At 39.0% G+C, this 25697-nt stretch carries 22 protein-coding genes; 21 read left to right on the forward strand and 1 reads right to left on the reverse strand.

The window, feature by feature from the left end; all coding sequences use genetic code 11:
* Positions 1-66: 66 nt before the first annotated feature.
* Positions 67-1326 carry a phosphoribosylamine--glycine ligase gene (purD, locus tag ACOZBY_RS18885; RefSeq protein ID WP_012292019.1) on the forward strand — a complete coding sequence of 420 codons (1260 nt, stop codon included), beginning with the start codon at positions 67-69 and terminating at the stop codon, positions 1324-1326.
* Positions 1327-1439: 113 nt separating this feature from the next.
* Here purD and ACOZBY_RS18890 read toward each other — a convergent pair whose 3' ends face one another.
* A complete protein-coding gene (locus tag ACOZBY_RS18890) occupies positions 1440-1865 on the reverse strand; it encodes a YgaP-like transmembrane domain (protein ID WP_031416795.1) in 426 nt (141 codons plus the stop codon).
* Between the two features lie 200 nt (positions 1866-2065).
* Between ACOZBY_RS18890 and ACOZBY_RS18895 the strand changes: the two genes are divergently transcribed.
* From ACOZBY_RS18895 to ACOZBY_RS18990, 20 genes are all read left to right on the forward strand, one after another.
* Positions 2066-3787: an adenine deaminase C-terminal domain-containing protein gene (locus ACOZBY_RS18895; protein WP_012292021.1), complete on the forward strand. Its 1722-nt coding sequence runs from the start codon at positions 2066-2068 to the stop codon at positions 3785-3787.
* 58 nt (positions 3788-3845) lie between these two features.
* A complete protein-coding gene (locus ACOZBY_RS18900) occupies positions 3846-4901 on the forward strand; it encodes a DUF3048 domain-containing protein (RefSeq protein WP_036160415.1) in 1056 nt (351 codons plus the stop codon).
* Positions 4902-4916: 15 nt separating this feature from the next.
* Positions 4917-5237, forward strand: a complete 321-nt coding sequence (locus ACOZBY_RS18905; protein WP_004225717.1) for a YerC/YecD family TrpR-related protein — start codon at positions 4917-4919, stop codon at positions 5235-5237.
* Between the two features lie 110 nt (positions 5238-5347).
* Positions 5348-6037: a heptaprenylglyceryl phosphate synthase gene (locus tag ACOZBY_RS18910; protein WP_031416796.1), complete on the forward strand. Its 690-nt coding sequence runs from the start codon at positions 5348-5350 to the stop codon at positions 6035-6037.
* Positions 6038-6069: 32 nt separating this feature from the next.
* Positions 6070-8319, forward strand: coding sequence for a DNA helicase PcrA (gene pcrA, locus ACOZBY_RS18915; protein ID WP_012292024.1), 2250 nt, complete (start codon positions 6070-6072; stop codon positions 8317-8319).
* A 14-nt stretch (positions 8320-8333) separates the two neighbouring features.
* Complete coding sequence (gene ligA / locus ACOZBY_RS18920; protein WP_012292025.1) at positions 8334-10337, forward strand: NAD-dependent DNA ligase LigA; 2004 nt, start codon at positions 8334-8336, stop codon at positions 10335-10337.
* A gap of 109 nt (positions 10338-10446) precedes the next feature.
* Complete coding sequence (locus tag ACOZBY_RS18925; RefSeq protein WP_031416797.1) at positions 10447-11586, forward strand: CamS family sex pheromone protein; 1140 nt, start codon at positions 10447-10449, stop codon at positions 11584-11586.
* A gap of 232 nt (positions 11587-11818) precedes the next feature.
* Positions 11819-12106 carry an Asp-tRNA(Asn)/Glu-tRNA(Gln) amidotransferase subunit GatC gene (gatC, locus tag ACOZBY_RS18930; RefSeq protein WP_012292027.1) on the forward strand — a complete coding sequence of 96 codons (288 nt, stop codon included), beginning with the start codon at positions 11819-11821 and terminating at the stop codon, positions 12104-12106.
* Positions 12107-12130: 24 nt separating this feature from the next.
* Positions 12131-13594 (forward strand): Asp-tRNA(Asn)/Glu-tRNA(Gln) amidotransferase subunit GatA, encoded by a 1464-nt coding sequence (gatA, locus tag ACOZBY_RS18935; RefSeq protein ID WP_012292028.1) that lies wholly within the window; start codon positions 12131-12133, stop codon positions 13592-13594.
* 1 nt (position 13595) lies between these two features.
* On the forward strand, positions 13596-15023 hold the full coding sequence (gene gatB, locus ACOZBY_RS18940; RefSeq protein WP_012292029.1) for an Asp-tRNA(Asn)/Glu-tRNA(Gln) amidotransferase subunit GatB: 1428 nt from the start codon (positions 13596-13598) through the stop codon (positions 15021-15023).
* Positions 15024-15183: 160 nt separating this feature from the next.
* Positions 15184-15747 (forward strand): thioredoxin family protein, encoded by a 564-nt coding sequence (locus ACOZBY_RS18945; RefSeq protein ID WP_422762605.1) that lies wholly within the window; start codon positions 15184-15186, stop codon positions 15745-15747.
* Positions 15748-15819: 72 nt separating this feature from the next.
* Positions 15820-16734 (forward strand): diacylglycerol kinase, encoded by a 915-nt coding sequence (locus ACOZBY_RS18950; RefSeq protein ID WP_025115774.1) that lies wholly within the window; start codon positions 15820-15822, stop codon positions 16732-16734.
* A 450-nt stretch (positions 16735-17184) separates the two neighbouring features.
* Positions 17185-18531 (forward strand): cytochrome ubiquinol oxidase subunit I, encoded by a 1347-nt coding sequence (locus ACOZBY_RS18955; RefSeq protein WP_012292031.1) that lies wholly within the window; start codon positions 17185-17187, stop codon positions 18529-18531.
* Positions 18528-19553, forward strand: coding sequence for a cytochrome d ubiquinol oxidase subunit II (locus ACOZBY_RS18960; RefSeq protein ID WP_031416799.1), 1026 nt, complete (start codon positions 18528-18530; stop codon positions 19551-19553). The genes ACOZBY_RS18955 and ACOZBY_RS18960 overlap by 4 nt, the downstream gene beginning before the upstream one ends.
* Before the next feature lie 14 nt (positions 19554-19567).
* Complete coding sequence (gene cydS / locus ACOZBY_RS18965; protein ID WP_012292033.1) at positions 19568-19690, forward strand: cytochrome bd oxidase small subunit CydS; 123 nt, start codon at positions 19568-19570, stop codon at positions 19688-19690.
* A gap of 109 nt (positions 19691-19799) precedes the next feature.
* The gene (gene rlmD, locus ACOZBY_RS18970) at positions 19800-21164 is read left to right on the forward strand and encodes a 23S rRNA (uracil(1939)-C(5))-methyltransferase RlmD (protein WP_036165189.1); all 1365 of its coding nucleotides are present in this window, start codon (positions 19800-19802) and stop codon (positions 21162-21164) included.
* 116 nt (positions 21165-21280) lie between these two features.
* Positions 21281-22249: a tRNA dihydrouridine synthase gene (locus tag ACOZBY_RS18975; RefSeq protein WP_036216598.1), complete on the forward strand. Its 969-nt coding sequence runs from the start codon at positions 21281-21283 to the stop codon at positions 22247-22249.
* A gap of 196 nt (positions 22250-22445) precedes the next feature.
* A complete protein-coding gene (locus ACOZBY_RS18980; RefSeq protein WP_099806200.1) occupies positions 22446-24089 on the forward strand; it encodes a glycerol-3-phosphate dehydrogenase/oxidase in 1644 nt (547 codons plus the stop codon).
* A 71-nt stretch (positions 24090-24160) separates the two neighbouring features.
* Positions 24161-24718, forward strand: a complete 558-nt coding sequence (locus ACOZBY_RS18985; protein WP_012292037.1) for a glycerol-3-phosphate responsive antiterminator — start codon at positions 24161-24163, stop codon at positions 24716-24718.
* A 162-nt stretch (positions 24719-24880) separates the two neighbouring features.
* Positions 24881-25684 (forward strand): MIP/aquaporin family protein, encoded by an 804-nt coding sequence (locus ACOZBY_RS18990; protein ID WP_012292038.1) that lies wholly within the window; start codon positions 24881-24883, stop codon positions 25682-25684.
* The last annotated feature ends 13 nt before the right edge of the window (positions 25685-25697 follow it).

The raw sequence follows: 25697 nt of genomic DNA on the forward strand, positions 1-25697 counted from the left end.
TGACATAAAACAGACCGAGATGTGGGTTCATCTCGGTCTTACTCACAAAGAGGAGGATTCTCTAAAATGAATGTATTAGTAATCGGAAGTGGCGGTCGTGAGCATGCAATCGCTAGACAATTTAACATTTCTCCATCCGTTAACCAAGTATTTGTAGCACCAGGAAATGACGGGATGCGAGGCGAGGTAGAAGTAGTTAGTATTGACACAATGGATTTTGCAGGACTTGCCCAATTTGCTAAGGAAAATGATATTACTTTAACATTTGTCGGCCCAGAACAACCACTTGCTGAAGGGATTGTCGATTTCTTCACAGCTCGTGGATTACAAATTTTTGGTCCGACAAAGATGGCTGCTCAATTAGAAAGTAGTAAGTCGTATGCAAAAGATGTGATGAGTAAATACAATATACCAACAGCCGCCCATAAAACATTTACTGATGCAGAACAAGCTATTGCCTATATTAAAGAACAGGGCGCACCCATTGTTATTAAAGCGGATGGTTTAGCAGCTGGTAAGGGCGTTGTTGTGGCGATGACAGAGCAAGAAGCCATTGAAGCTGTGCAAGATATGATTGGCAATCAACGCTTTGGTGAATCATCTTCTCGCGTTGTCATCGAAGAATTTTTAGACGGGGAAGAGTTCTCCTTTATGTCCTTTGTGCATAAAGGACAAATATATCCCATGGTGATTGCACAGGACCATAAACGTGCCTATGACGGTGATAGAGGACCTAATACAGGTGGGATGGGTGCTTACTCACCAGTACCACAAATCTCACAAGAAGTTGTAGATATCGCTTACCAAACGATTGTTAAGCCAACTGTCAAAGGGATGGAGGCGGATGGCGCTTCCTTTACAGGTATTTTATATGCAGGCTTAATTTTAACGAAGAAGGGTCCTAAGGTTATTGAGTTTAATGCACGCTTTGGTGATCCAGAAACACAAGTAGTTTTACCTCGAATGGCTTCTGACTTTGGTGCATTTATGGTGGCATTAATGAACGAGCAACCCTTTGATTTGCAATGGTCTGAAGATGCTATGCTGGGCGTTGTCATTGCAGCTGAAGGATATCCTGGCGATGTTGAAAAAGGTAAAACATTACCCAATTTAGCGGAGATATCCAAGTCATATGCTGTATTCCATGCAGGTACAAAATTAGTAGATGGCCAATTTGTTGGGAATGGTGGTCGTGTTCTGTTAGTTGGGGCTAAAGCGCCTACTTTACAGGAAGCACAGGAAAAAGTATATGCTGGCATGACTAAAGAAACATGGGATCACTTTTTCTTCCGCAAAGATATTGGATGGCGTACGTTCAAAAAATAATCATTATTTTTACTAAAATTTAAAATATTTTTAATCCTCTTTTGAAACCTCTTAAAGTTTCAAACGTAAGAGGTAAGAGCCGTCTCCAAATTAGATTGGGACGGCTCCTTTGACTAAGAAGGGTTTTGAGCAGTATTCGATGTCGAATTGCTCCTTGTTGAGGAATTTTGAGTTGAAGTGCTGGTATCAGATTGCGTTGAAGCGGTAGCTTGTGAACCTGAGGAATTGCCAGCTATTGCAGAAGAGAAATCCTTCATGAGTTTATCGATTTGCTCAGAGGACATAGAATTTTGCCCGCTGAACATACTTTGCATAGAGGTGTTCATGGCATTTTGCATATTGGTGCTCATGAGAGCCTTGGCAGGGCAATATTTAAAGATTCCTTCTGCCATTTTCATGGCTCCTAATGCAATCATTAATCGACCTTTTGTACAATTAGGATTTCTTGAAACTTTAGCGATACCGAATGCTGTCAAACTTGTACCCATGGCAAAACGACAAAATGCATTTTTTTCGCTTAAATTTGCTTGCTGCATCATATTACTTCCTCCTTTAGTCATTGTGGAAAAAATTAAGCGAGGTGCACTTTGCTTTATGAAAGTGCTGTGTTACGATTGAAACAAGATGATTGCATAAAGCATAAATTTTATGAAAGTATGCGATTATGCAATAGTAGTATGTGATTCAAGGTTGATTTTACACAATGAAAAATTACGTAATTTAGGAAGGAGCGAATAGCATGGATCCAGTATGGAAAATAACAAAAATACGTCAGCAATTAGCTGTAATTGATGGAAAAAAGGCGCCTGATATTGTGCTGAAAAATGCAAGGTACTTGCATAGTATGATGAAACAGTGGATTGTAGGAAACATTTGGATTTTAGGGGACCGCATTGTCTATGCTGGTGACAGGATGCCTCCTTTAATAGAAGGAACACAAGTAGTGGATTGTACAGGGAAAACAGTTGTACCAGGCTATATTGAGCCACATGTACATCCTTTCCAGCTTTATCACCCACAATCCTTTGCAGATTTTTGTGGTCAGCTAGGGACAACAACTTTTATTTCTGATAATTTAAGTTTTGTTTTAAATTTAGAAAATAAGAAAGCGTTTTCAATTTTAGATCATTTAAAAAAGTTGCCGTTTTCTTTTTATTGGTGGACTCGCTTTGATTCGCAAACTGAGTTGGAGCAGGAGGAAGAAGTTTTCTCTAACACGTCTATATTAGAATGGTTAGAGCGAAGTGATGTTTTGCTTGGGGGAGAGTTGACAGGCTGGCCTAAGCTATTACATGGGGACGATCAAATGCTTTATCGCATGCAAATGGCAAAGGGACTAGGTAAAAAAATCGAAGGTCATTTTCCAGGAGCCTCTGAGAGAACTTTAGCTCGTATGAAACTTCTTGGTGCGGATGGTGATCATGAGGCGATGACGGTGGAAGAAGTGGAACGTCGTATAATGCAAGGTTATGCTGTTACATTACGTCATTCTTCTATTCGACCAGATTTACCGCACCTATTAAAAGGAATCGTAGAAAAAGAGCTTCCTATTTTTGATCATTTAATGATGACAACAGATGGTTCACCACCTTCGTTCCATGAGGATGGGGTGATGGATAAGTGTATACAAGCAGCCCTAGATGCAGGAGTTTCTCCAATCGATGCCTACCAAATGGCTTCGTATAATGTAGCGCGCTATTATAATATGTCCAATTTACATGGTTTTATCGCGACAGGTCGCTTTGCCTCACTTAATATTTTACAAGATGAATATCATCCTGTACCTGAAAGTGTCCTATCAAAAGGCGTTTGGCTAAAACGTGATGGAGATCGTGTGCATAGGCTGGCAGCCATTGATTATTCTGCTATCCCCGCATTTCATTTAGATTTTTCATTAGACGCACAAGATTTCCAGTTTTCTATGCCTTTTGGAATTCAGCTTGTTAATGATGTCATTACAAAACCGTATAATTCATTAATTACTAGAGAAGGGCAACTAGCGGATCACGATGAGTGCTATTTAATGCTAATAAACAGGCAAGGTCACTGGCATGTTAATACAATGATTAAAGGGTTTGCAACAGGTGTTCAAGGCTTTGCATCGTCCTACTCAAACACAGGCGATATTTTATTAATCGGAAAAAATAAAGAAGATATGATCAAAGCCTTCGAAGAAATGAAGGCCATGAATGGTGGTATCGTCCTTGTAGAAAAAGGGGAAGTCATAGCAGATATACCATTATCAATTGGTGGACTTTTATATGATGGGGATGTATTGACACTAGCAGAGAAAGAAAAGGCTTTAAAGCAAGCTTTAGCAGAGCGTGGGTATCATTTAGGAGATGCTATTTACACGCTATTATTTTTACAGTCCACTCATTTACCCTATATTCGTATAACACCGAAAGGGATTTTCGATGTAATGAAGAATAAGTTATTATTGCCTGCTGTTATGCGCTAATATATGAAAGTGTAAACAGGTACTTTCATATGGAAATGTTCAAAGGAGAGTAATGCTTGTGTTCAAAACGAAGAAATTATGGATGACTATGGCATTTAGCGCTTTAGTGATCGGAGGATGCTCAAAGGATACACCCAAGGTTAAAGAAGATGATGAGAGGGTAACACAGGAAGAAAAAGTAGTTGAGGAGCAAATACAGAAACCAGCATTTGTTGCGCCACTTACAGGAGAGGCAGTGCAAGAGGAAATTACTCAACGGCCTATTGTCGTGACGATTAATAATCATCCAGCTGCACGTCCGCAATCAGGATTAGCTGCAGCGGATATCATTTATGAGATGCTTGCGGAAGGCAATGTGACTCGCTTTTTAGCAGTTTATCAAAGTGAGCTACCTGAAAATATAGGGCCGGTTCGTAGTGCACGCTCTTATTTTATCGATATAGCAAAAGGATTCAATGCCTTTTATGTAGCTCATGGTTATAGTCCAGAGGCGAAAACAATGCTCGATAATCGTGTAGTCGACAATATCAACGGAATGGCTTATGATGGTATACTTTTTAAACGTTCAAGCGAACGAGTTGCACCACATAATTCATATATTACATCGGAAAAGATCAGAAAAGGTGCTGAAATGGTAGGCGCTTCAATGAATTACAGTGAAAAAGTACTTCAGGCTTTTTATGAACCCGATGAACGTGGTAAAATAGGCATTGAAACAAGTCAAGTTGATATTTACTACGGGAATAATGAAGATTTCCACAATTCGTATGTGTATGATCATCAAAGTAATTATTATGAACGACAATCGGCTGGCGTGGACACAAAAGATATGTTAACCGGCGAAGCATTATCATTGGCAAATGTTCTATTTTTTGAAATGGATCACCAAATAGTCGATGATATTGGTCGCCAAACAATTGATTTAACTTCTGGTGGAAATGCGTACGTATTTCAAAATGGCTATTTGAGGGAAGTCAAATGGGCTAATGTGAATGGAATACCAACGGCTGTTGAGCAATCAGGGGAGCCTGTAAAGCTAGTACCTGGAAAGTCGTGGGTCCATTTTGTACCATCCTCACCAGGGTTACAAGCAATGGTGAAAACGCAGCCTTAAAGGGAGGAAAATTGCATGCAAATCGAAAAAATTCGAGGGCATCAAACAGATCAGTTATTTAAAGCAGTGTTAGAGCTGAAAGACATCGAAGAATGCTATAAGTTTTTTGATGATTTATGTACGATTAGTGAAATTCAATCGTTGGCACAACGCTTTGAGGTTGCACATTTATTACGTTTAAAGAAAACCTATGAATCCATTAAAAAGGAAACAGGTGCAAGTACAGCAACGATTTCACGTGTTCGACGTTGCTTCGATTATGGAAACGATACATATGATGAAATGCTAGGTCGTTTGTATCCTGATGAGAAACCATTTCAAGCACCAAAAGAATAGTTGAAAAAGAGACTGGGTAGATGTTCTACCCAGTCTTTTTCATTTTTTTGTGGTCCATCATAAGCTATACTTGTAAACGAATAGATAGAAAACGATAGGTGGTAAAATAAATGGATTATTTAGAATGGAGACATGTGTTCAAGTTAGATCCTGCAAAGGACATATCAGATGAAGACTTAGAAAAAATTTGTGAATCTGGAACTGACGTTATTTTAGTCGGTGGCACAGACAATGTGACATTGGATGGGGTATTAGATTTACTTGTTCGTGTTAGGCGGTTCGAAGTCCCGATAGCTTTGGAAATTTCAACGATTGATGCGATTACACCAGGCTATGACTATTACTTTATTCCGACGGTCTTAAATAGTGATGATCCAAAATGGATTAAAAATTTGCATCATGCAGCTATTAAAGAATTTGGAGATATTATGGTGTGGGATGAATTAGTAGCAGAAGGTTATTGTATTTTAAATCCGGATTGTAAAGTGGCACATGTAACAGGTGCTACAACAGATTTATCGATAGACGATATCGTAGCCTATGCACGTATGGCAGAAAATTTCTTTAAACTTCCGGTGTTTTATTTAGAGTACAGTGGAATTTACGGAAATCCAGAAGTAGTAAGTGCTGTGAAAAATGAATTGAAGCACACTAAGCTCTTTTATGGTGGAGGCATTACATCAGCCAAGCAGGCAGAGGAAATGGCACAGTATGCAGACACGGTTGTAGTTGGAAATATTATTTATGAAGATTTAAAAGCTGCACTTGCGACTGTTAAGGCTGTTAAAAATACGTTATAATTTTAGAACGAATGTTTGTAAGGCGGTGCGAAATGGAACAGTTAACAAAAAATTTACTAGCAGGAATGAATCCTGAACAAGAAAGAGCGGTCAAAACCACTGAGGGACCACTACTGATTATGGCTGGTGCTGGGTCAGGAAAAACACGAGTATTAACACATCGTATTGCTTACTTAATTATAGAAAAGGAAGTATACCCATCCAAAGTTTTAGCCATTACGTTTACTAATAAAGCTGCTCGTGAAATGCGAGAGCGTATCGACGGTATTCTTGGCAATGGGACAGGCGATAGTATGTGGGTATCTACTTTCCACTCCATGTGTGTAAGAATTTTACGTCGCAATATCGATCAACTAGGCATATCTCGTAATTTCTCCATCCTAGATTCTACGGATCAACTTTCAGTGATTAAAAATGTAATGAAGGATGAGAATATCGATCCAAAGCGTTTTGAGCCAAGAGCAATTTTAAATGCTATTAGTGCAGCTAAAAATGAGTGTATTACAGCAGATGATTACGCCGGTCATATGAATGATAAAAATCCTTATGAACAAACCGTTGCACGTGTTTATAAAGGCTATGAAAAAAGATTACGTCGTAACCAATCCCTCGATTTTGATGATTTAATTATGACAACCATTACGTTGTTCAAACGCGTACCAGAGGTGTTGGAATACTATCAAAATAAATTTCAATATATTCATGTAGATGAATATCAGGATACCAATAAATCCCAATACTTACTTGTGCAATTATTAGCTAAAAAATTTAAAAATATTTGTGTTGTAGGGGATTCTGATCAATCAATTTATCGCTGGCGTGGTGCAGATATCGGTAATATCCTTTCCTTTGAAAAGGATTATCCGAATGCTAAGGTGATTATGCTTGAGCAAAATTATCGTTCAACTAAACGCATCCTCCAAGCAGCAAATGACGTCATTCAAAATAATACAACACGTTACCCAAAAGAACTGCGTACAGAAAATGCAGAGGGAGAAAAAATTGCGTTATACAAAGCTTATAATGAGCAGGAAGAAGCACAATTTGTTGTACAAACCATCCAACAGTTGATGGAAAAGGAAAACCGTACATTTGATGATTTTGCCATTTTATATCGTACGAATGCTCAGTCACGTGTGATGGAGGAAGTACTTGTTAAATCCAATATGGTGTATCAAATTGTTGGCGGGACAAAGTTCTATGATCGAAAAGAAATAAAAGACTTACTTGCTTATTTGCGCCTTATTGCTAATAATGACGATGATTTATCACTTGCACGTATTATTAATGAACCCAAACGTAGTATAGGCGCCACTTCTTTTGAGAAAATGGCCCGTTATGCTATTGAGCAGGATCGTTCCATTTTTGATGCTATGAATGATCTTATTTTCATGGGTCTATCTGGGAAAGCGGCAAACTCAGCAGAGCAATTTTATGCAATGATTAAAGGTTTTACTGAAATGCAAGAATATTTATCGGTCACTGAAATTGTTGAGCAAGTCATTGATAAATCTGGGTACCGTACAATGCTCCAAAATGAAAAGACGATTGAAGCTGAAAGTCGTTTAGAGAATATTGAAGAGTTCTTATCTGTCACAAAAGCATTTGAGGAGCGCAGTGATGATAAAAGTTTAATAGCATTTTTAACAGATTTAGCATTAATTGCTGATATCGATGCACTTGATAAAGAGGATGCTTCCAAGGGAAATATTATTTTAATGACGATGCATGCTGCTAAGGGCTTAGAGTTTCCTATTGTTTTTATTATCGGTATGGAGGAAAATATCTTCCCGCATTCGCGCTCCCTTGATGATCAAGATGAAATGGAAGAAGAACGTCGCCTTATGTATGTTGGTGTGACGCGCGCAGAGGAACGTCTATATTTAACATGTGCACAAAGCCGAACAATTTTTGGCCGTTCGAGCTTTAATAATGCTTCACGATTTTTAGGTGAGATTTCCGAAGATATTACCGAATCCATCTCCAAAGCTGGTGCTAAAACGAATGTACCGTTTGCTACTAGCAATCGTTCAAGTAATTATCAAAAACGTACACTTGGGTCCGTTCAACAAACTCAGCCTGCCACAGCGCGCTTACAATCGACAGGCGGAGATCAGTACGGCTGGAAGGCTGGAGACAAAGCCGTCCATAAAAAGTGGGGCACAGGTATGGTTGTAAGTGTAAAAGGCGAAGGTGATAGTACAGAGCTTGATATCGCTTTTCCACAACCAATTGGTATTAAGCGATTACTGGCACAATTTGCACCGATTGAAAAAGCGTAAGCGGAGGAACGTAAATGAACGAAATAGAACAGCGAATAGCGGAGTTAAATAAATTATTACATGAATATGGTTATGCCTATTATGTACTAGATAAACCAGTCGTTGCTGACAGTGTTTATGATCAATTATTGCATGAATTGATTGCGTTAGAAGAGGCCAATCCATCACTTATTTTTCCCGATTCACCCACGCAACGTGTTGGCGGAACTGTCGTAGAGGGCTTTAAAAAGGTGACACATGATTACCCAATGCTAAGTCTATCAAACGCTTTTAACGAAGCAGATTTACAAGAATTTGATCGTAAGGTTCGACAGGCTATTGGTGATCATTTCTCCTATGTATGTGAGCTGAAAATAGATGGTCTTGCCATTTCGTTAAAATATGAAAATGGCGTGTTTGTCCAGGGTGCAACAAGAGGAGATGGTGTTGTAGGGGAAGAAATTACAGCCAATTTAAAGACCATTCATGCTATTCCTCTGCGTTTAAAAGAACCAATTACAATCGAAGTACGCGGTGAGGCGTACATGCCAAAAAAATCATTTGAAAAATTAAATGCGCAACGTGCTGACAATGGTGAAGAACTATTTGCTAACCCACGTAATGCTGCTGCAGGCTCTTTACGACAGTTAGACCCTAAAATTGCTGCAAGTCGCCAGCTATCAACTTTCATCTATGCCATTGGAGGAGATGGTGAAATCTATGGCATCGATGGACATGCAGAAATGCTTGATTATTTAGAGGATCTAGGTTTCCCTTCCAATAAGGAGCGTCAGCGTTGCTCTACAATTGAAGAGGTTATGGCCTTTATTGAGCATTGGACAGAAAATCGTCCACATCTAGCCTATGAAATAGATGGAATCGTTATAAAAGTCGACCGCTATGCTCAACAAGATGAGCTAGGCTATACGGCAAAAAGTCCACGCTGGGCCATTGCTTATAAATTCCCTGCAGAGGAAGTTGTCACGACATTACTAGATATTGATTTAACAGTAGGGCGTACAGGGGTTGTCACGCCAACAGCTATTTTAACGCCTGTTCAAGTAGCGGGGACGACGGTGCAGCGTGCTTCCTTACACAATGAAGATCTTATACGAGATAAAGATATACGTCTTGGGGATACGGTCATTATTCGAAAGGCCGGTGATATTATTCCACAAGTTGTTGGTGTGCTCATCGAGCAGCGTCCTGAAAACTCTGTACCGTTTGAGATGCCTAAAAATTGTCCGGTTTGTGATAGTGAATTGATTCGTATTGAGGGTGAGGTTGCTTTGCGCTGTGTAAATCCTGCATGCTTTGCTCAAATTGCAGAAAGCATTAAATATTTTGTGTCTCGTAATGCTATGAATATTGATGGCCTTGGAGATAAAGTGGTTGAGCAGTTATTGCGTGCGGATTTAATACATGATGTATCTGATTTATATCATTTAACCATTGAGCAATTGGTTGAGCTAGAACGGATGGGCGAAAAATCTGCAACCAATTTAGTCAATGCGATTCAAGCCTCGAAGGAAAATTCGATGGAACGTTTATTAATTGGTCTAGGAATTCGTCACGTTGGTGAAAAGGCTGCAAAAATTGTATCAGAGCAATTTGGCTCAATGGAAGCTGTCATGGCAGCAACAGAGGAACAACTTGTGGCTATCTATGAGATTGGCGATAAAATGGCATCGTCATTAGTGGAATACTTCTCCAATGATGACGCACGTGCAGTCATTGAACGTCTTGCTGAAGTGGGCGTGAATATGACTTTTAAAGGAAAAAAAGTAGAAGTAGTGGTAGGCGATAATCCTTTTGCAGGAAAAACAATTGTTTTAACTGGTAAACTTGAGCAATTGACACGTAACGAAGCAAAGGCGAAAATAGAAGAGTTAGGTGGGACTGTCACAGGTAGTGTCAGTAAAAAAACGGATCTTGTTATCGCAGGCGAGGATGCAGGCTCTAAGCTAGCAAAGGCTGAGCAATTAGGTATTGAAGTTTGGAATGAAGACAACTTAATTGAACAACTTAACCTTATCTAATAAATATACTGAAGATATAACCTCATAAAAGACATGCGTTTTGCTAAATGGTTATATCTCAGTGATTCGTCGAACCAAATTGATTATGAGTAAAGGAGCACTAAATATAATGAAGTCTTTTCGACTCATTCCAGCACTTGTAGCAGCTGCAATGTTAGTCGGCTGTGTACCTTCTAATGAAGGGGGAACAGAGCTTACGCAGGAAACACAACAAAATGAAAAAACTGAAACAACCATTATCCCCAGTATACAAATTGACGATTCTTATTATAAGACACTTATTCCTTATAAAGAGAGTGCCAGTAGAGGCCTAGTTGTATCAAATATTTTTACGAAGTATGATATGAAGGAAGTGGAAGCAGGTTTAATGCGTCTTTCGCACAATGAGTTTGACACTGAAAACTATTACTTCCAAGAGGGTCAATATTTAGCTGAAAGTACGGTGAGCTCTTGGCTTGCTCGAAGCTCTCAGACAGAAGACGGATTAAATCCACCAACAACAGATACAATGACACCCGAAGAGCGAGCAACAAAGGCACCTATTTATTTATCTCATATTGTTGAGCAAAATTACTTAACAAAAACAAAAGATAATAAAGTGAAATTAGGTGGAATTTCAATAGGTCTTGCGCTTAATTCTATTTATTATTATCAAAAAGAACAGTATGGCGAATATTACGAGAAACCAATATCAGAGTCTGAGCTTGTTGAGCAAGGGAAAAAAATGGCCGCTGAGATTGTTTCACGTTTACGTACGCGCGATGAGCTAAAGGATATTCCAATTGTTGTTGGCCTGTTTAAGCAACAACCTCGGAATCAGATTATTCCTGGAGCCTATTTTAGCTATGGTGTAGCAAAAGCTGGACAGAACAACATTGCTGATTGGGAAGGAATAGATGAAAACTATGTATTATTCCCAACAGATGATTCGCAGGATGTATACCGAGACGTGAGTAAAAACTTCAAAATCTTTAAGCAAGACGTTGATAAATATTTCTCAAATTATACGAGTGTTATTGGTACAGGTTTCTATCGCAATAAAGAAATCCAAAAACTGACGATCGAAATTCCTATCCAATTTTTCGGCAAAGCAGAAATCATTGGATTCACACAATATTTGACAGGTATATTAATCAATCGATTTAATAATATTCATGTTGAGGTGAGTATTACTTCTGTCAATGGTCCCGAGGCATTAATCAATAAAAAGGCCAATGACACGGACCCTTATGTACATGTCTATGAATAATATAGTCAGCCTTTGTGCTGACTATATTTTTATGTAGAAAGAGAGACTTAAAGGAAAACAACTGGTATAGATTCACAACACTTCGTTATAGTAGTGAAAGTTTCTATATTTTTGGTGAAAGTTGTGATTTTTAATATGAAAAATGTTATGATTATTGGCATGGTTAACTTTATCCAACCCTATTGTTATCAATAAAAACAATAAATGGAGCAAGTATTCGGAGGTGTAAAAAATGGCTAAATTAACAAAAGAAGAAGTAAAGCACGTGGCAAATTTAGCACGTCTTGCAATTACTGAAGAGGAAGCTGAGAAGTTTGCTGAACAGCTTGGTAAAATTACTGACTTTGCAGAGCAATTAAACGAACTAGATACAGCGAATGTTGAACCTACAACGCATGTTTTACCATTAGTTAATGTAATGCGTGAAGATGTTGCAGTAAAAGGTCTAGACCGTGAAGTAATGATGTTAAATGTAAGAGAACAAGAAGATGGTCAAGTAAAAGTACCAGCTATCATGTAATACTAAAACATAGGAGGATTCCTCATGACGTTATTTGAACGTTCAGCTAAGGAGTTACAAGCGGAAATTAAAGCAGGTAACTTATCAATCGCTGACTTAACGAAAGAAGCATACGAGCGCATTGCAAAGCTTGATGGCGATGTACAAGCATTCCTTGCTTCAAACGAAGAAAAAGCAACTGCACAAGCTGCTGAAATGGATAAGGTACCATTTGAAGAGCGTGGACCGCTATTTGGTCTTCCAATCGGTGTGAAGGACAATATTGTAACAGAAGGCTTAGAAACAACATGTGCCTCTAAAATTTTGGAAGGCTTTATGCCAATTTACGATGCAACTGTTGTCAACAAGCTACGTGAAGCCGGTATGATTACAGTCGGTAAACTAAACATGGACGAGTTTGCAATGGGTTCATCGAATGAAAACTCATACTACAAAACAACAAAAAATCCATGGAATTTAAATCATGTGCCAGGTGGATCTTCAGGTGCATCTGCAGCTTCAGTAGCAGCAGGGGAAGTGCCATTTTCACTTGGTTCAGATACAGGTGGTTCAATCCGTCAACCAGCAGCATACTGTGGTGTTGTAGGGATGAAACCTACATATGGTCGTGTGTCTCGTTTTGGTCTAGTGGCATTCGCCTCTTCTTTAGATCAAATTGGACCCATTACACGCAATGTTGAAGATAACGCGTTATTACTTGAGGCTATTGCAGGCTTAGATCCAAATGATTCTACTTCTGCTGACGTAGAGGTGCCAAACTATGCTGCTGCTCTTACTGGAGATGTAAAAGGCTTGCGTATCGCTGTACCAAAGGAATTCCTCGGTGAAGGTGTAGGAGAAGCAGCACGTCAATCAGTGCTTGCAGCATTAGAGGTATTAAAAGGTTTAGGTGCGACTGTAGAAGAAGTATCTCTTCCTCATTCTAAATATGCGCTTGCTGCGTATTATATCCTTTCTTCATCTGAAGCGTCTTCTAACTTATCTCGTTTCGATGGGATTCGTTACGGTTTCCGTGCAGAAAACGTGACAAATTTAATGGATCTATATAAAGAAACACGTGCGCAAGGTTTTGGAGATGAAGTAAAACGCCGTATCATGCTTGGGACTTATTCATTAAGCGCAGGTACGTATGATGCGTATTACAAAAAAGCACAACAAGCACGTACACTGATCAAAGCAGACTATGACAAAGTATTTGAAGACTTTGATGTTATCATTGGACCTACATCACCAACACCAGCTTTCAAAATTGGTGAAAATGTTGATGATCCGATGACCATGTATGCAAACGATATTTTAACAATTCCGATGAACTTAGCGGGTGTACCTGCTATTTCCATTCCATGTGGTTTTGACAACGGACTACCACTAGGTTTACAAATTATAGGTAAATACTTTGATGAAGCAACTATTTACCGTGTAGCTCATGCTTTTGAACAAGCAACGGAGTTCCATAAACAAGTTCCTCAAATGTGGGAGGGAAAATAACATGAACTTTGAAACAGTCATTGGTTTAGAAGTACACGTTGAGTTAAAAACAAACTCAAAAATCTTCTCACCAGCACCTGCTCACTTTGGTGCTGAACCAAATACAAACACAACAGTAATCGATCTAGGTTATCCTGGTGTCCTACCAGTTCTGAATAAAAATGTGGTAGATTTCGCTATGCGTGCAGCTCTTGCATTAAATATGGAAATCGAACAAGAAACGAAATTTGACCGTAAAAACTACTTCTACCCTGATAATCCAAAAGCTTATCAAATTTCACAATTTGATAAACCAATCGGCAAAAATGGCTGGATTGACATCGAAGTAGACGGATACACAAAACGTATCGGTATTACTCGTCTTCATATGGAAGAAGATGCAGGTAAACTTTCACATGCGGGTGATCACTCACTAGTGGACTTTAACCGTCAAGGTACGCCGCTTGTTGAAATCGTTTCTGAGCCAGATATTCGTACGCCAAATGAAGCTTATGCTTACTTAGAAAAATTAAAATCAATTATCCAATATACAGATGTTTCTGATTGTAAAATGGAAGAAGGTTCACTTCGTTGTGATGCCAATATTTCTATTCGTCCTTATGGTCAAGAAGAGTTTGGTACAAAAACAGAGCTTAAAAACCTGAACTCTTTCAACTATGTTCGTCGTGGTTTAGAGCATGAGGAATTACGTCAAGCAGATGTATTATTATCAGGTGGCGTTATTGAGCAAGAAACTCGTCGTTTCGATGAAAAAACGGGTAAAACGATTTTAATGCGTGTGAAAGAAGGAACAGATGATTACCGTTACTTCCCAGAGCCAGATTTAGTTCGTCTTTCTATTGATGACGCTTGGCTAGAGCGCGTAAAATCAGAAATTCCTGAGCTTCCAGATGCTCGTAAAAAGCGTTATGTTGAAGAGCTAGGATTAACACCATATGATGCAGGAGTTCTTGTTATTTCTAAAGAAATTTCAGACTTCTTCGAGTCGATGATCGTCAACGGTGCAGATGCGAAACTTTCTGCTAACTGGTTGATGGGTGATGTTTCTGCTTATTTAAACGCAGAACAAAAAGACTTAAAGGATACTGCATTAACACCTGAAAACCTTGCTGAAATGGTGAAATTAATCACTGACGGTACTATTTCTTCTAAAATCGGTAAAAAAGTGTTTGCTGAATTAGTTGAAAATGGCGGTTCTGCACAAGAAATTGTAAAAGCAAAAGGCTTAGTTCAAATTTCTGATGAAGGTGCTTTACTTGCCATTGTTACAGAAGTTTTAGACAATAATGCACAGTCTATTGAAGATTTCAAAAATGGTAAGGATCGTGCTATTGGTTTCTTAGTTGGCCAAATTATGAAAGCTACTAAAGGTCAAGCTAACCCACCAATGGTCAATAAATTATTGCAACAAGAAATTGCCAAACGATAATTACTCGTTGTAACATAGTAGCCGAGAGAGCTTAATTGCTTTCTCGGCTATTATTTTTCATAAATGTTACAATATTGAAATTTATAATACTTAATAGTTGTTTAAAAGGAGTATTCATAGCAAAATATAGATTAGATAATTATAAGGGGGACGAGAACTAATGAAATCAGAACAACAATATTTTAATGAAGCTATTTCAATTCAACAATATATGGACAATATGACGACTCTTAAAGAAGAGAGTTTCCGCATTTATGACAGTTATGTAGTGCCAACAAACGATGGCTTTATTGAATTATTAAAAGACAAAAAACCTAAAATTTTAACGATTACGGAAGATTGGTGCGGAGATGCAATGTTAAACAATCCCATTGTTCGTCGTGTTGCTGAAGCAGCTGAATTGGACATGCGAACAGTTTTCCGTGATGCGGACACAGATTTAATTGATCGTTATCTAACAAATGGTGGTCGTGCTATTCCTATTTACTTGCTATTAGATAGTACTGGTGAGGTGATTGGAAAGTGGGGTCCACGTGCACCTGAATTACAAGAGCTTGTTGTAACGAAGCGTACAAGCTTACCAGATAAAGAAGATCCCACATTTGAAGAAGCTCAAAAAGCTCTTTATGCGGAAATTCGCGAGGAAAATATAACGAACCCAACATATTGGACGTATGTTTATGACGACTTTAAAAAACAGGTGTCAAACGCGTTACAAAAATAACAAACGTAATGCAACATTTTAGCGAGTAAATCGTTGAATGAAATAGAATCTTATGAAGCAGGAAGGTATGTTATGAAACGAGCAAGAATCATTTATAATCCTACATCTGGACGCGAAGCGTTTAAGAAACATCTACCAGAGGTGTTGGAAAAATTAGAAGTAGCAGGCTATGAAACATCCTGTCACGCAACAACCGGTGAAGGCGATGCAACACTTGCAGCAAAAGATGCAGTCGACCGTGGCTTTGATATAATCATCGCAGTTGGTGGAGATGGCACTTTAAATGAAGTTGTTTCAGGTGTAAGTCCATTTGAAAACCGTCCAAAAGTTGGTCTAATTCCAATGGGCACTACAAATGATTTTGCCCGTGCTGTGCATATCCCACGAAATATTGATGAGGCGGTAGACATTATTATACAGGGCGATACATTGCCAGTGGATGTCGGTCTATTAAATGGCGAACGCTACTTCATCAATATTGCTGCTGGCGGACGCATTACGGAGCTAACATATGAAGTACCAAGTAAAATGAAAACAATGCTTGGGCAGTTAGCCTATTATTTAAAAGCAGTAGAGATGATTCCATCCATCAAAGCTTCCCATATGCGCATAGAATACGATGGAGAAGTGTTTGACGGTGATGCCATGATGTTCTTATGTGGTTTAACCAACTCTGTAGGCGGCTTTGAAAAACTTGCACCAGATGCAAGTATTAATGATGGATACTTTACATTATTAGTGTTAAAGAAAGTAAGTCTACCTGAGTTTATTCAATTGGCGGCTATGGCATTAAGAGGCGAACATTTAAATGATGATCGGGTCATTTACAAAAAAGCGAGTGTTGTCAAAGTCACGACTGAAAACGAAGTCCATCTTAATCTAGATGGAGAATATGGTGGAGACGCTCCAGCTACCTTTGAAAATTTAAAGCGTCATATCGAAATTTTTGTCCCTCTTGCAGATATTCGCGAGGAAGACCGTATTTAAAATAGGAAATGCTCATCTTTGTTTTAGCGAGGGTGAGCTTTTTTGTGTATAGGAAACGAAGTTAAAAACTCCTTGATAGGCAACTAAAATTTCGTATGAAACGATTAAAAAGGTAATAGACTAAATCAAATAACCAGCAGCGAAAAATTCAATATGTAGTAAGTCCAACCTTTAGAATTAGGGATTGTGAATGAAATAAGAAAAATGTTTGGCAAATGTGCGTATATTACTTGAACAAAATTTGAAACCTTAATAATAGGCTGAAATTCCGGTCCATTATAAAGGTTTTTTTCGTTGTAATAGTGGAAAATGGGGTATGGATAAGGGAAAGGAAGTGTTGCTTTTGTATAAGTCACAGGAGAAGAAGCTTATTTGGCTAAGCTTTGGTGTTGCAATCATTATGCTACTTTCCATTCTTGGAAGAATATTTGGAAGCTAGGGGGCAATGAGATGATAAACGAATCAGCAGTCTATTGGAGTCGCGCATTAACGGAGTTAACATTATCGTTCCATATTATTTACGCAACGATAGGTGTCGGTGTCCCGTTAATGATCATGATTGCTCAATGGACTGGGTATAAAAAGAATGATGAGCATTATATTTTAATGGCAAGACGTTGGGCACGTGGTTTCGTCATAACGGTTGCAGTGGGTGTTGTGACTGGTACCGCAATTGGCTTACAATTATCATTATTATGGCCCAACTTTATGCAACTAGCTGGTCAAACCATTGCTTTACCGCTTTTTTTGGAAACGTTTGCATTTTTCTTTGAAGCTATATTTTTGGGTATTTATTTATATACTTGGGACCGCTTCGATAGTCAGAAAAAGCATATGCTATTGTTAATTCCAGTTGCAGTAGGCGCATCGATGTCAGCTGTATTTATTACAATCGTGAATGCTTTTATGAATGCTCCGAGAGGCTTCGATATTGTCGACGGGGAACTTGTTAATATTCAACCCTTCTTAGCGATGTTTAACCCTGCTATGCCGACAAAGGTGGCGCATGTACTGGTAACAGCATATATGACATCTGCTTTTGTATTAGCAGCTATTGCAGGATACCGAATGCTGAAAGGATCGAAACATGTATACCATAAAAAATCATTATTATTGCTGATGAAAATTGGTTTAATTTTCTCTATTGCAGCAGCTGTGATTGGAGATTTCTCGGGAAAATACTTAGCGGAATATCAACCAGAAAAATTAGCCGCAGCAGAATGGCATTTTGAAACAGAAGGTAAGGCTTCTCTTGTCTTATTTGGCGTACTAGATGGAGAAGAAGTGAAATATGCTATTAAAATTCCGTATGCTTTGAGCGTTCTTGCACATTTTAATCCTAATGAAGAGGTAATTGGATTAGATCAATTCGAGGAAGAGGATTTACCACCTCTCTATATTCATTATCTCTTTGATATCATGGTTTCTATAGGTATGTTTATGGTGCTAGTTTCATTACTGTATGTTGTAGGGAAAGCACGGGGCTGGCAGTTTATACATTCACGGTGGTATCGATGGATCATTGTGGCGGGTGGCCCACTCTCTATCATTGCCATTGAAGCAGGCTGGTGGCTTGCAGAGGTTGGACGTCAACCATGGATTCTTTATGGTTTGATGCGAACACCAGAAGGAGCCACAACGAGTGATCATGTGGATTTAATGCTGTTGTTGTTTGCAGGTGTATATGCAGTATTAGCGGTAGGAAGTATTGTCGTCTTGGTGCGAATGTTTAAAAAGAATCCAATTGAGCGTGAGATTGAAGATCGCCACTCTGAAAAAGGTGGTGACATCCTATGACATTAGAGATTCTAGGTATTTCAGTATTGTGGATATTCCTATTTGGCTATGTCATTGTCGCATCGATTGATTTTGGTGCTGGTTTCTTTAACGCTTATAGCTTACTGATAGGGAAGAATCATATTTTAACGAATATTATTAAACGGTATTTATCGCCTGTTTGGGAAGTAACCAATGTCTTTTTGGTATTCTTCTTTGTAGGGATTGTAGGATTTTTCCCGCAAACTGCTTTTTACTACGGAACTATTTTACTGATACCAGTCAGCATTTCTCTTGTCCTATTGGCTATTCGGGGTTCCTATTATGCCTTTGAATCGTATGGTACGAGAGGACATATTGGTTACACGCTGACATATGGTGTCGCAGGTTTATTAATTCCCGCATCTTTGTCTGTTGTCTTTGCTATTGCTGGTGGAGGTTATGTGGACCTCGTTAATGGGCAGCCTGTTTTAAACTACTGGACTTTATATACGAGTCCATTTGCTTGGAGCATTGTGGTCCTGAGTATTGCCGCTGTACTTTACATTTCGGCAGTATTCTTAACTTGGTATGCACATAAAGCGAATGACAAGGAAGCTACGAAGCTAATGAGAAAATATGCACTTTTATGGGCAGCTCCTTTGATGGTTAGCGCGTTAGGCATCATGTATGAGATGAAGTCCATTAACCCTGAAAGTTATGGGCACATGGTGAATCTATGGTGGATGTTTGCGATATCAGCCATATTATTTATGATTACAGTGCTCCTCATTGCGCTGCGTAAAAAATACGGGCTTGCAGTTGCGCTTCTTATTGCTCAATTTGCTGTAGCATTCTTCGCTTATGGTATTGCGCAATATCCGTATTTGCTGTATCCATATTTAACAATTTATGATGGCTTCACAAGTACACAAATGGCAATTGCTTTAATTATTGCCTTTATTTTAGGACTTTGTCTCCTGCTCCCTTCACTTTATTTATTGATGAAATTATTCTTGTTCAATAAAAACTATGTGACTGGAAAAGAAGACAATCACGCATAGGAGGAAATGAGTGTATGCAAAGTTTTTTAATTTTTTATGCGCCTTTTATTGTCGTCATTCTTGGAATCTTGTGTGCATTTTGGTGGGCACCAAGGGATTATCATATAACAAAAGAGCAAGGAAAGAGTCGCGAATAGCGGCTCTTTTTTCAAGTTAGTTAGGAGAACGACATAACAGGTAAGTCTTGTTCTTTTTTCATTCGCCAACACATGCTACAATAAGGAGATTGAAATGGAGGATGTACGAATGTCAGCACCCGTGAAAAAGAATGAACGACTTTCAGTTTATATAGAAGACTTAACACATGATGGCAATGGTGTTGCTAAGGTAGATGGCTATCCATTATTTATACAAGGCGCACTTCCGAACGAAACAGCCGAAATCCATGTGATGAAAACCTTAAAAAATTATGGCTTTGCAAAAGTTGTAGATATTATTAAGCCATCACCCGATCGAGTAGAAGCTCCATGCGATTACTTTAAGCAATGCGGAGGCTGTCAATTACAGCATTTATCGTATGAGGGGCAGCTCAAATGGAAAGAAAATATGGTACGCAATGTGATGCAACGCATTGGCAAAATAGATGCACCTGTTCTGCCTGTAAAAGGAATGAAAGAGCCTTGGCATTATCGGAATAAAGCGCAAATTCCTTTCTCTGAAAATGAAGCAGGACAAGCTATTGCTGGTTTTTATAAAACGAAGACGCATAGCATTGTGGATATGGAGCGTTGCTTGATTCAAACGGGAGAAGCAGATGCAATTTTAGCAGGCTTGAAAAAAGAATTAGTGGCGATAGGCATGCGCCCCTACAATGAACTTTCCCACGAAGGAATGTTGCGCCATGTTGTCATTCGTAAAGCACGGGCAACAGGTGAGGTCATGGTTGTTCTCGTGACGAAAAAGAAAAAATTTCCACAAAAAGAAGCGGCCATTGCAGTAATTCAAAAGCTTGTTCCGAACGTCACTTCAATTATGCAAAATGTTAATCATGAGAAAACGAATGTGATTTTTGGTGACGACACATTGAACCTTTGGGGCAAGGACGTTATTATTGACACAATTGGCGACGTACGCTTTGAAATTTCTGCTCGCTCCTTCTATCAAGTCAACCCAGAGCAAACTGAGGTCCTTTATAAACAAGCACTTGATTATGCTAACTTACAAGGAGATGAACGAGTGATTGATGCCTATTGTGGAATCGGAACGATCTCCTTGTTCCTGGCACAAAAGGCAAGGGCAGTTATGGGCGTAGAAATTGTCCCACAAGCGATTGAAGATGCCAAACGCAATGCTGTACTCAATGGTTTTACAAATACCTATTTTGAGGCAGGACCAGCTGAGGAAGTTATACCTAGATGGTATAAGGAAGGAAAGGAAGCAGACGTACTGGTGGTAGATCCACCACGTAAAGGCTGTGATGAGGCACTTTTAACTACTATTTTAGAGCAGCGTCCAAAACGAGTGGTCTATGTCTCCTGTAATCCAGCTACACTAGCACGCGATCTTCGTATTTTGGAGAATGGCGGCTATCAAACACAAGAAATTCAGCCAGTAGACATGTTCCCGCATTCCACACATTGTGAAGCGGTTGCGTGGTTAGAGTTGGTATAATAGAAAAGCAGTTGATATAGAAAAAATCTATACCATCTGCTTTTTATAATTTTTCATCCACTTGTTTTTAAATCAGAATTAGAGTTATACAGTTAGTGAGAGGATTTGGAATGAGCATGATAGATAATTTTTGGCGTGATTTGCCACGTCCATTTTTTGTACTGGCACCGATGGAGGATGTAACAGATGTTGTTTTTCGTCAAGTAGTCAGCGAAGCCGGAAGACCGGATGTATTTTTCACAGAGTTTACAAATTCAGATAGCTACTGTCATCCAGAGGGGCAGAAAAGTGTGCGTGGCCGTTTGATTTTTACAGAAGACGAGCAGCCGATGGTGGCACATATTTGGGGGGATAACCCTGAGTATTTTCGTCAAATGAGTAGAGGCATGGCAGAGCTAGGCTTTAAAGGTATTGATATTAATATGGGCTGTCCTGTGCCAAATGTGGCATCGAGGGGAAAAGGGAGTGGCCTTATTTTACGTCCTGATGTGGCGGCAGAATTGATTCAAGCTGCCAAAGCGGGTGGACTGCCTGTTAGTGTGAAAACACGACTTGGCTATAAGGATGTAGAGGAATGGGAGGAATGGTTAACGCATATTTTCAAACAAGATATTGCGAACCTATCGATTCATTTGCGCACAAGAAAGGAAATGAGCCAAGTTGATGCACATTGGGAGCTCATTCCTGAAATCAAAAAATTACGCGATCGTATCGCACCTAATACGCTATTAACGATCAATGGAGACATCCCTGATCGACAAACCGGGCTAGAGCTCGCCGAAAAATATGGGATTGATGGCGTAATGATTGGACGAGGTATTTTTAAAAATCCCTTTGCTTTTGAAAAAGAACCGAAGGAGCATAGCAGTAAAGAGTATCTTGACCTTTTAAGACTGCAGCTCGATCTTCAAGATCAATATGCGGAAGTACTCCCACGCTCCATCACAGGACTTCATCGATTTTTCAAAATATATGTCAAAGGATTCCGAGGTGCCGGTGAATTAAGAAGCCAATTGATGAACACGAAATCAACAGATGAAGTGCGTGCATTGCTTGATCGCTTTGAAGCAAATCATGTTGAATAACCTTTATTAGGGTGAGGTAAGCAGTATTCTGTCACTAAACAGAAACTTGCCTTTTTGGAATGTGCATATTACAATAAAAAGTAAGTTAATAGCAGGTTTGAGTAACTGAGAGACCATTGAAAACATATGTGCCTAGCGTACATATGCTTTTGATGGTCTTTTTTTATCGTTAAAATGATGAAGGAGGAAATCAAGTATGAGCACAGCTTCTGCGTTACAAAGACAACAAACAATAGAGGAACTTCAAGGCAGGGAGTACGATTTATTAGTAATTGGTGGCGGTATTACAGGGTGTGGTATTGCACTGGATGCTATTGCTCGCGGTCTGTCTGTAGCATTAGTGGAAATGCAGGATTTTGCAGCAGGGACTTCTAGCCGTTCGACAAAATTAGTACATGGCGGTTTACGTTATTTAAAGCAATTTGAAATAAAAGAGGTAGCAGAGTTAGGGAAGGAACGTGCCATTGTTTATGAAAATGGTCCACATGTGACAACACCTGTTTGGATGTTATTACCTTTTCATAAGGGAGGGACATTTGGAAAATACTCTACAAATCTCGGCTTGCGTGTCTATGATTTTTTAGCAGGAGTTAAACGAGCAGAGCGCCGTTATATGTTAAGTACAGGTCAAACCATTGAGAAGGAGCCATTAGTGAAAACTGAGGGATTACTTGGCGGTGGAATGTATGTAGAGTATCGTACGGATGATGCTCGTTTAACCATTGAAGTAGCAAAGGCAGCCATTGAAAGAGGGGCAACATTATTGAATTATATAAAAGCCGAAAACTTTTTATATAATGAACAGCAAAAAATAAGTGGCATTATTGCAAAGGATTTAGTAACAAATCATACCATCCATATTCGTGCAAAGGCTGTCGTTAATGCTGCTGGTCCATGGGTGGACGATGTGCGCACAATTGAAGGGAAGCAAGCAGGGAAGCATTTAATTTTATCGAAAGGTGTGCATATTGTTTTTGATGAATCCAAATTCCCATTAAAGCAAGCTGTTTATTTTGATACACCTGATGGCCGCATGGTATTTGCCATCCCTCGACAAGGAAAAACCTATGTAGGTACAACAGATACATTTTATGAGGGCGATGCTCGCAATATGGATATTTATCAAGAAGATCGCAATTATATAATGAAGGCGATTCATTATATGTTCCCAAATGTGAAGGTGGAAGATGCGGATATTGAATCAAGCTGGGCAGGTGTTCGTCCATTAATTCATGAGGACGGAAAAAATCCATCTGAAATTTCTCGTAAGGATGAAGTGTGGATTTCACCATCGGGCCTTGTAACAATTGCAGGTGGGAAATTAACAGGTTATCGTAAAATGGCCGAAACAGTTTTAAATACGATTGCACAAGAGCTAGATCAACAATTTGGCATTAAATCTTCACCGTGTACCACAAAAAATATTCCGATTTCTGGTGGCCATATGGGCGGCTCAAATAAATTTTATGCCTTCTTATATGACCATACAAGATTAGGTAAGAAAATAGGTTTATCGGAGGAGGAGGCGAAATTCTTATCGCAGCATTATGGTAGCAACGTAGAGATTGTTTTTAATTATGTAAAGGAAGGGCATTCCATCTTACCATCATGGCTATATGCACAATTAATGTATGGGATTCATCATGAAATGGTCGTTCATCCAAATGATTTTTTGGTTCGCCGGACAGGATATATGTTCTTTCAAATGGCCACTGTTCAACAGTATGAAGAGGCTATTTTAGATGAAATGGCTAAGCAACTCAACTGGACAACACAGCAACGGACACAATATGAAGAAGATGTAAAGAAAGAAATAAAACGAGCGACAACTGCGCTATAATGAGGTAGTTATTCTCAACATAATATAAGGGTGAGCATTCACACTGTATTATAAGGGAAGGAGAGAATGGAATGCATTTTGATAATCAACAGGTGATTCCTGCTGCGCGTACCGTCAAGCAGTTTGACGAGATAATAGCAAGTCCATTCGATTATATTGTGCTATTGGAGGTGCACATTAGCTTATTGATGTCTTTAAAGCGTGAGGCATATCGACATGGAAAAAAATTAATTATTCATGCGGATTTAATTCATGGTTTAAAAACAGATAATTTTGCAGCAGACTTTTTATGTAATGATATTCGTCCAGCTGGCATTATTTCAACTCGTTCCAATATGCTAATGAAAGCCAAAGCTCGTGGAATTATGGCTATTCAACGTGTGTTTTTGATTGATACGATTGCTCTTGAGAAAAGTTATTCGATGATTGAAACAGCGCAGCCTGATTATATTGAGCTATTACCAGGCATTATTCCATCGATGATTCAGGAAATCTATGAGCGTACACAAATCCCTGTTATTACAGGTGGCTTAGTGCGTACAGTGGACAATATTGAAGAAGCATTAGCTGGTGGTGCTATCGCCGTTACAACATCCAATAGACAATTATGGGAAAATTTCAAAAAATAGTTGACTCTGTATGTTTTTTTCTCTAAAATGGACATAAGTTCATACGCACGTGGTTAGGAAAAGGAACCCACATTTGTTCAACTACATGTAGTAATGTAGTTTGATTGGATGTGGGTTCCTTTTTGTTTTCTATGGGCTATTATCACAAAGGGGGATTAAACTATGTCTACGTTTACAGCTGAGCTGGTCGGCACAATGATTCTTATTTTATTTGGTGGCGGCGTAGTAGCAGGTGCCGTGTTAAACAAATCAAAGGGCTTTGGTGGTGGATGGATTGTTATTACCTTTGCATGGGGGCTTGGGGTTGCAATGGCAGCTTATGCAGTAGGTGGAATCAGTGGTGCTCACCTAAATCCGGCACTAACCATTGCCCTTGCCACGATTGGAAATTTTCCTTGGGCAGATGTGCCATCCTATATTGCCGCACAAATGATTGGTGCATTTTTAGGGGCTACGCTTGTTTACTTTATGTATTTACCACATTGGCAGGCAACAGCAGATGCTGATGTTAAATTAGCACCATTTTCTACAATGCCAGCTATTAAGCATCCTTTATCAAATCTATTATCAGAAATGATAGGAACATTTATTTTAGTTTTAGGGATTTTAGCGTTAGGTACAAATACTATTACAGATGGTTTAAATCCATTTTTAGTTGGTTTGTTAATTATTGTAATTGGGATGGCTTTAGGGGGCCCTACCGGCTATGCAATAAATCCAGCACGTGATTTAGGTCCGCGTATTGCGCATTTTATTTTACCGATTGCAGGCAAAGGTGATTCTGGTTGGAGTTATGCTTGGATACCAGTTGTAGGTCCCATTATTGGTGGTACATTTGGTGCATTGTTTTTCCAACAAATATTCGAAGGGAAAAATAGTTTAGCATTTTGGATTGTTGCAGTGATTGTGATTGCTATTTTCATAGGAGCACAATTAACGGTTAAAAATGTTCAAGTAGAAGACTAATTTATTTGGAGGG

Origin of the sequence: Lysinibacillus sp. NPDC056220 (assembly GCF_049315265.1) — a bacterium.
Lineage (GTDB): Bacteria > Bacillota > Bacilli > Bacillales_A > Planococcaceae > Lysinibacillus > Lysinibacillus pinottii.

Coding starts and splice junctions, on each gene's coding strand:
- ACOZBY_RS18925 (WP_031416797.1), top strand. CDS start 10,447: ATGAAGTCTTTTCGACTCATTCCAGCACTTGTAGCAGCTGCAATGTTA.
- ACOZBY_RS18960 (WP_031416799.1), top strand. CDS start 18,528: ATGACATTAGAGATTCTAGGTATTTCAGTATTGTGGATATTCCTATTT.
- pcrA (WP_012292024.1), top strand. CDS start 6,070: ATGGAACAGTTAACAAAAAATTTACTAGCAGGAATGAATCCTGAACAA.
- ACOZBY_RS18955 (WP_012292031.1), top strand. CDS start 17,185: ATGATAAACGAATCAGCAGTCTATTGGAGTCGCGCATTAACGGAGTTA.
- ACOZBY_RS18980 (WP_099806200.1), top strand. CDS start 22,446: ATGAGCACAGCTTCTGCGTTACAAAGACAACAAACAATAGAGGAACTT.
- ligA (WP_012292025.1), top strand. CDS start 8,334: ATGAACGAAATAGAACAGCGAATAGCGGAGTTAAATAAATTATTACAT.
- ACOZBY_RS18905 (WP_004225717.1), top strand. CDS start 4,917: ATGCAAATCGAAAAAATTCGAGGGCATCAAACAGATCAGTTATTTAAA.
- gatC (WP_012292027.1), top strand. CDS start 11,819: ATGGCTAAATTAACAAAAGAAGAAGTAAAGCACGTGGCAAATTTAGCA.
- ACOZBY_RS18975 (WP_036216598.1), top strand. CDS start 21,281: ATGATAGATAATTTTTGGCGTGATTTGCCACGTCCATTTTTTGTACTG.
- ACOZBY_RS18985 (WP_012292037.1), top strand. CDS start 24,161: ATGCATTTTGATAATCAACAGGTGATTCCTGCTGCGCGTACCGTCAAG.
- cydS (WP_012292033.1), top strand. CDS start 19,568: ATGCAAAGTTTTTTAATTTTTTATGCGCCTTTTATTGTCGTCATTCTT.
- ACOZBY_RS18890 (WP_031416795.1), bottom strand. CDS start 1,865: ATGATGCAGCAAGCAAATTTAAGCGAAAAAAATGCATTTTGTCGTTTT.
- rlmD (WP_036165189.1), top strand. CDS start 19,800: ATGTCAGCACCCGTGAAAAAGAATGAACGACTTTCAGTTTATATAGAA.
- ACOZBY_RS18945 (WP_422762605.1), top strand. CDS start 15,184: ATGAAATCAGAACAACAATATTTTAATGAAGCTATTTCAATTCAACAA.
- ACOZBY_RS18950 (WP_025115774.1), top strand. CDS start 15,820: ATGAAACGAGCAAGAATCATTTATAATCCTACATCTGGACGCGAAGCG.
- gatA (WP_012292028.1), top strand. CDS start 12,131: ATGACGTTATTTGAACGTTCAGCTAAGGAGTTACAAGCGGAAATTAAA.
- gatB (WP_012292029.1), top strand. CDS start 13,596: ATGAACTTTGAAACAGTCATTGGTTTAGAAGTACACGTTGAGTTAAAA.
- purD (WP_012292019.1), top strand. CDS start 67: ATGAATGTATTAGTAATCGGAAGTGGCGGTCGTGAGCATGCAATCGCT.
- ACOZBY_RS18895 (WP_012292021.1), top strand. CDS start 2,066: ATGGATCCAGTATGGAAAATAACAAAAATACGTCAGCAATTAGCTGTA.
- ACOZBY_RS18990 (WP_012292038.1), top strand. CDS start 24,881: ATGTCTACGTTTACAGCTGAGCTGGTCGGCACAATGATTCTTATTTTA.
- ACOZBY_RS18910 (WP_031416796.1), top strand. CDS start 5,348: ATGGATTATTTAGAATGGAGACATGTGTTCAAGTTAGATCCTGCAAAG.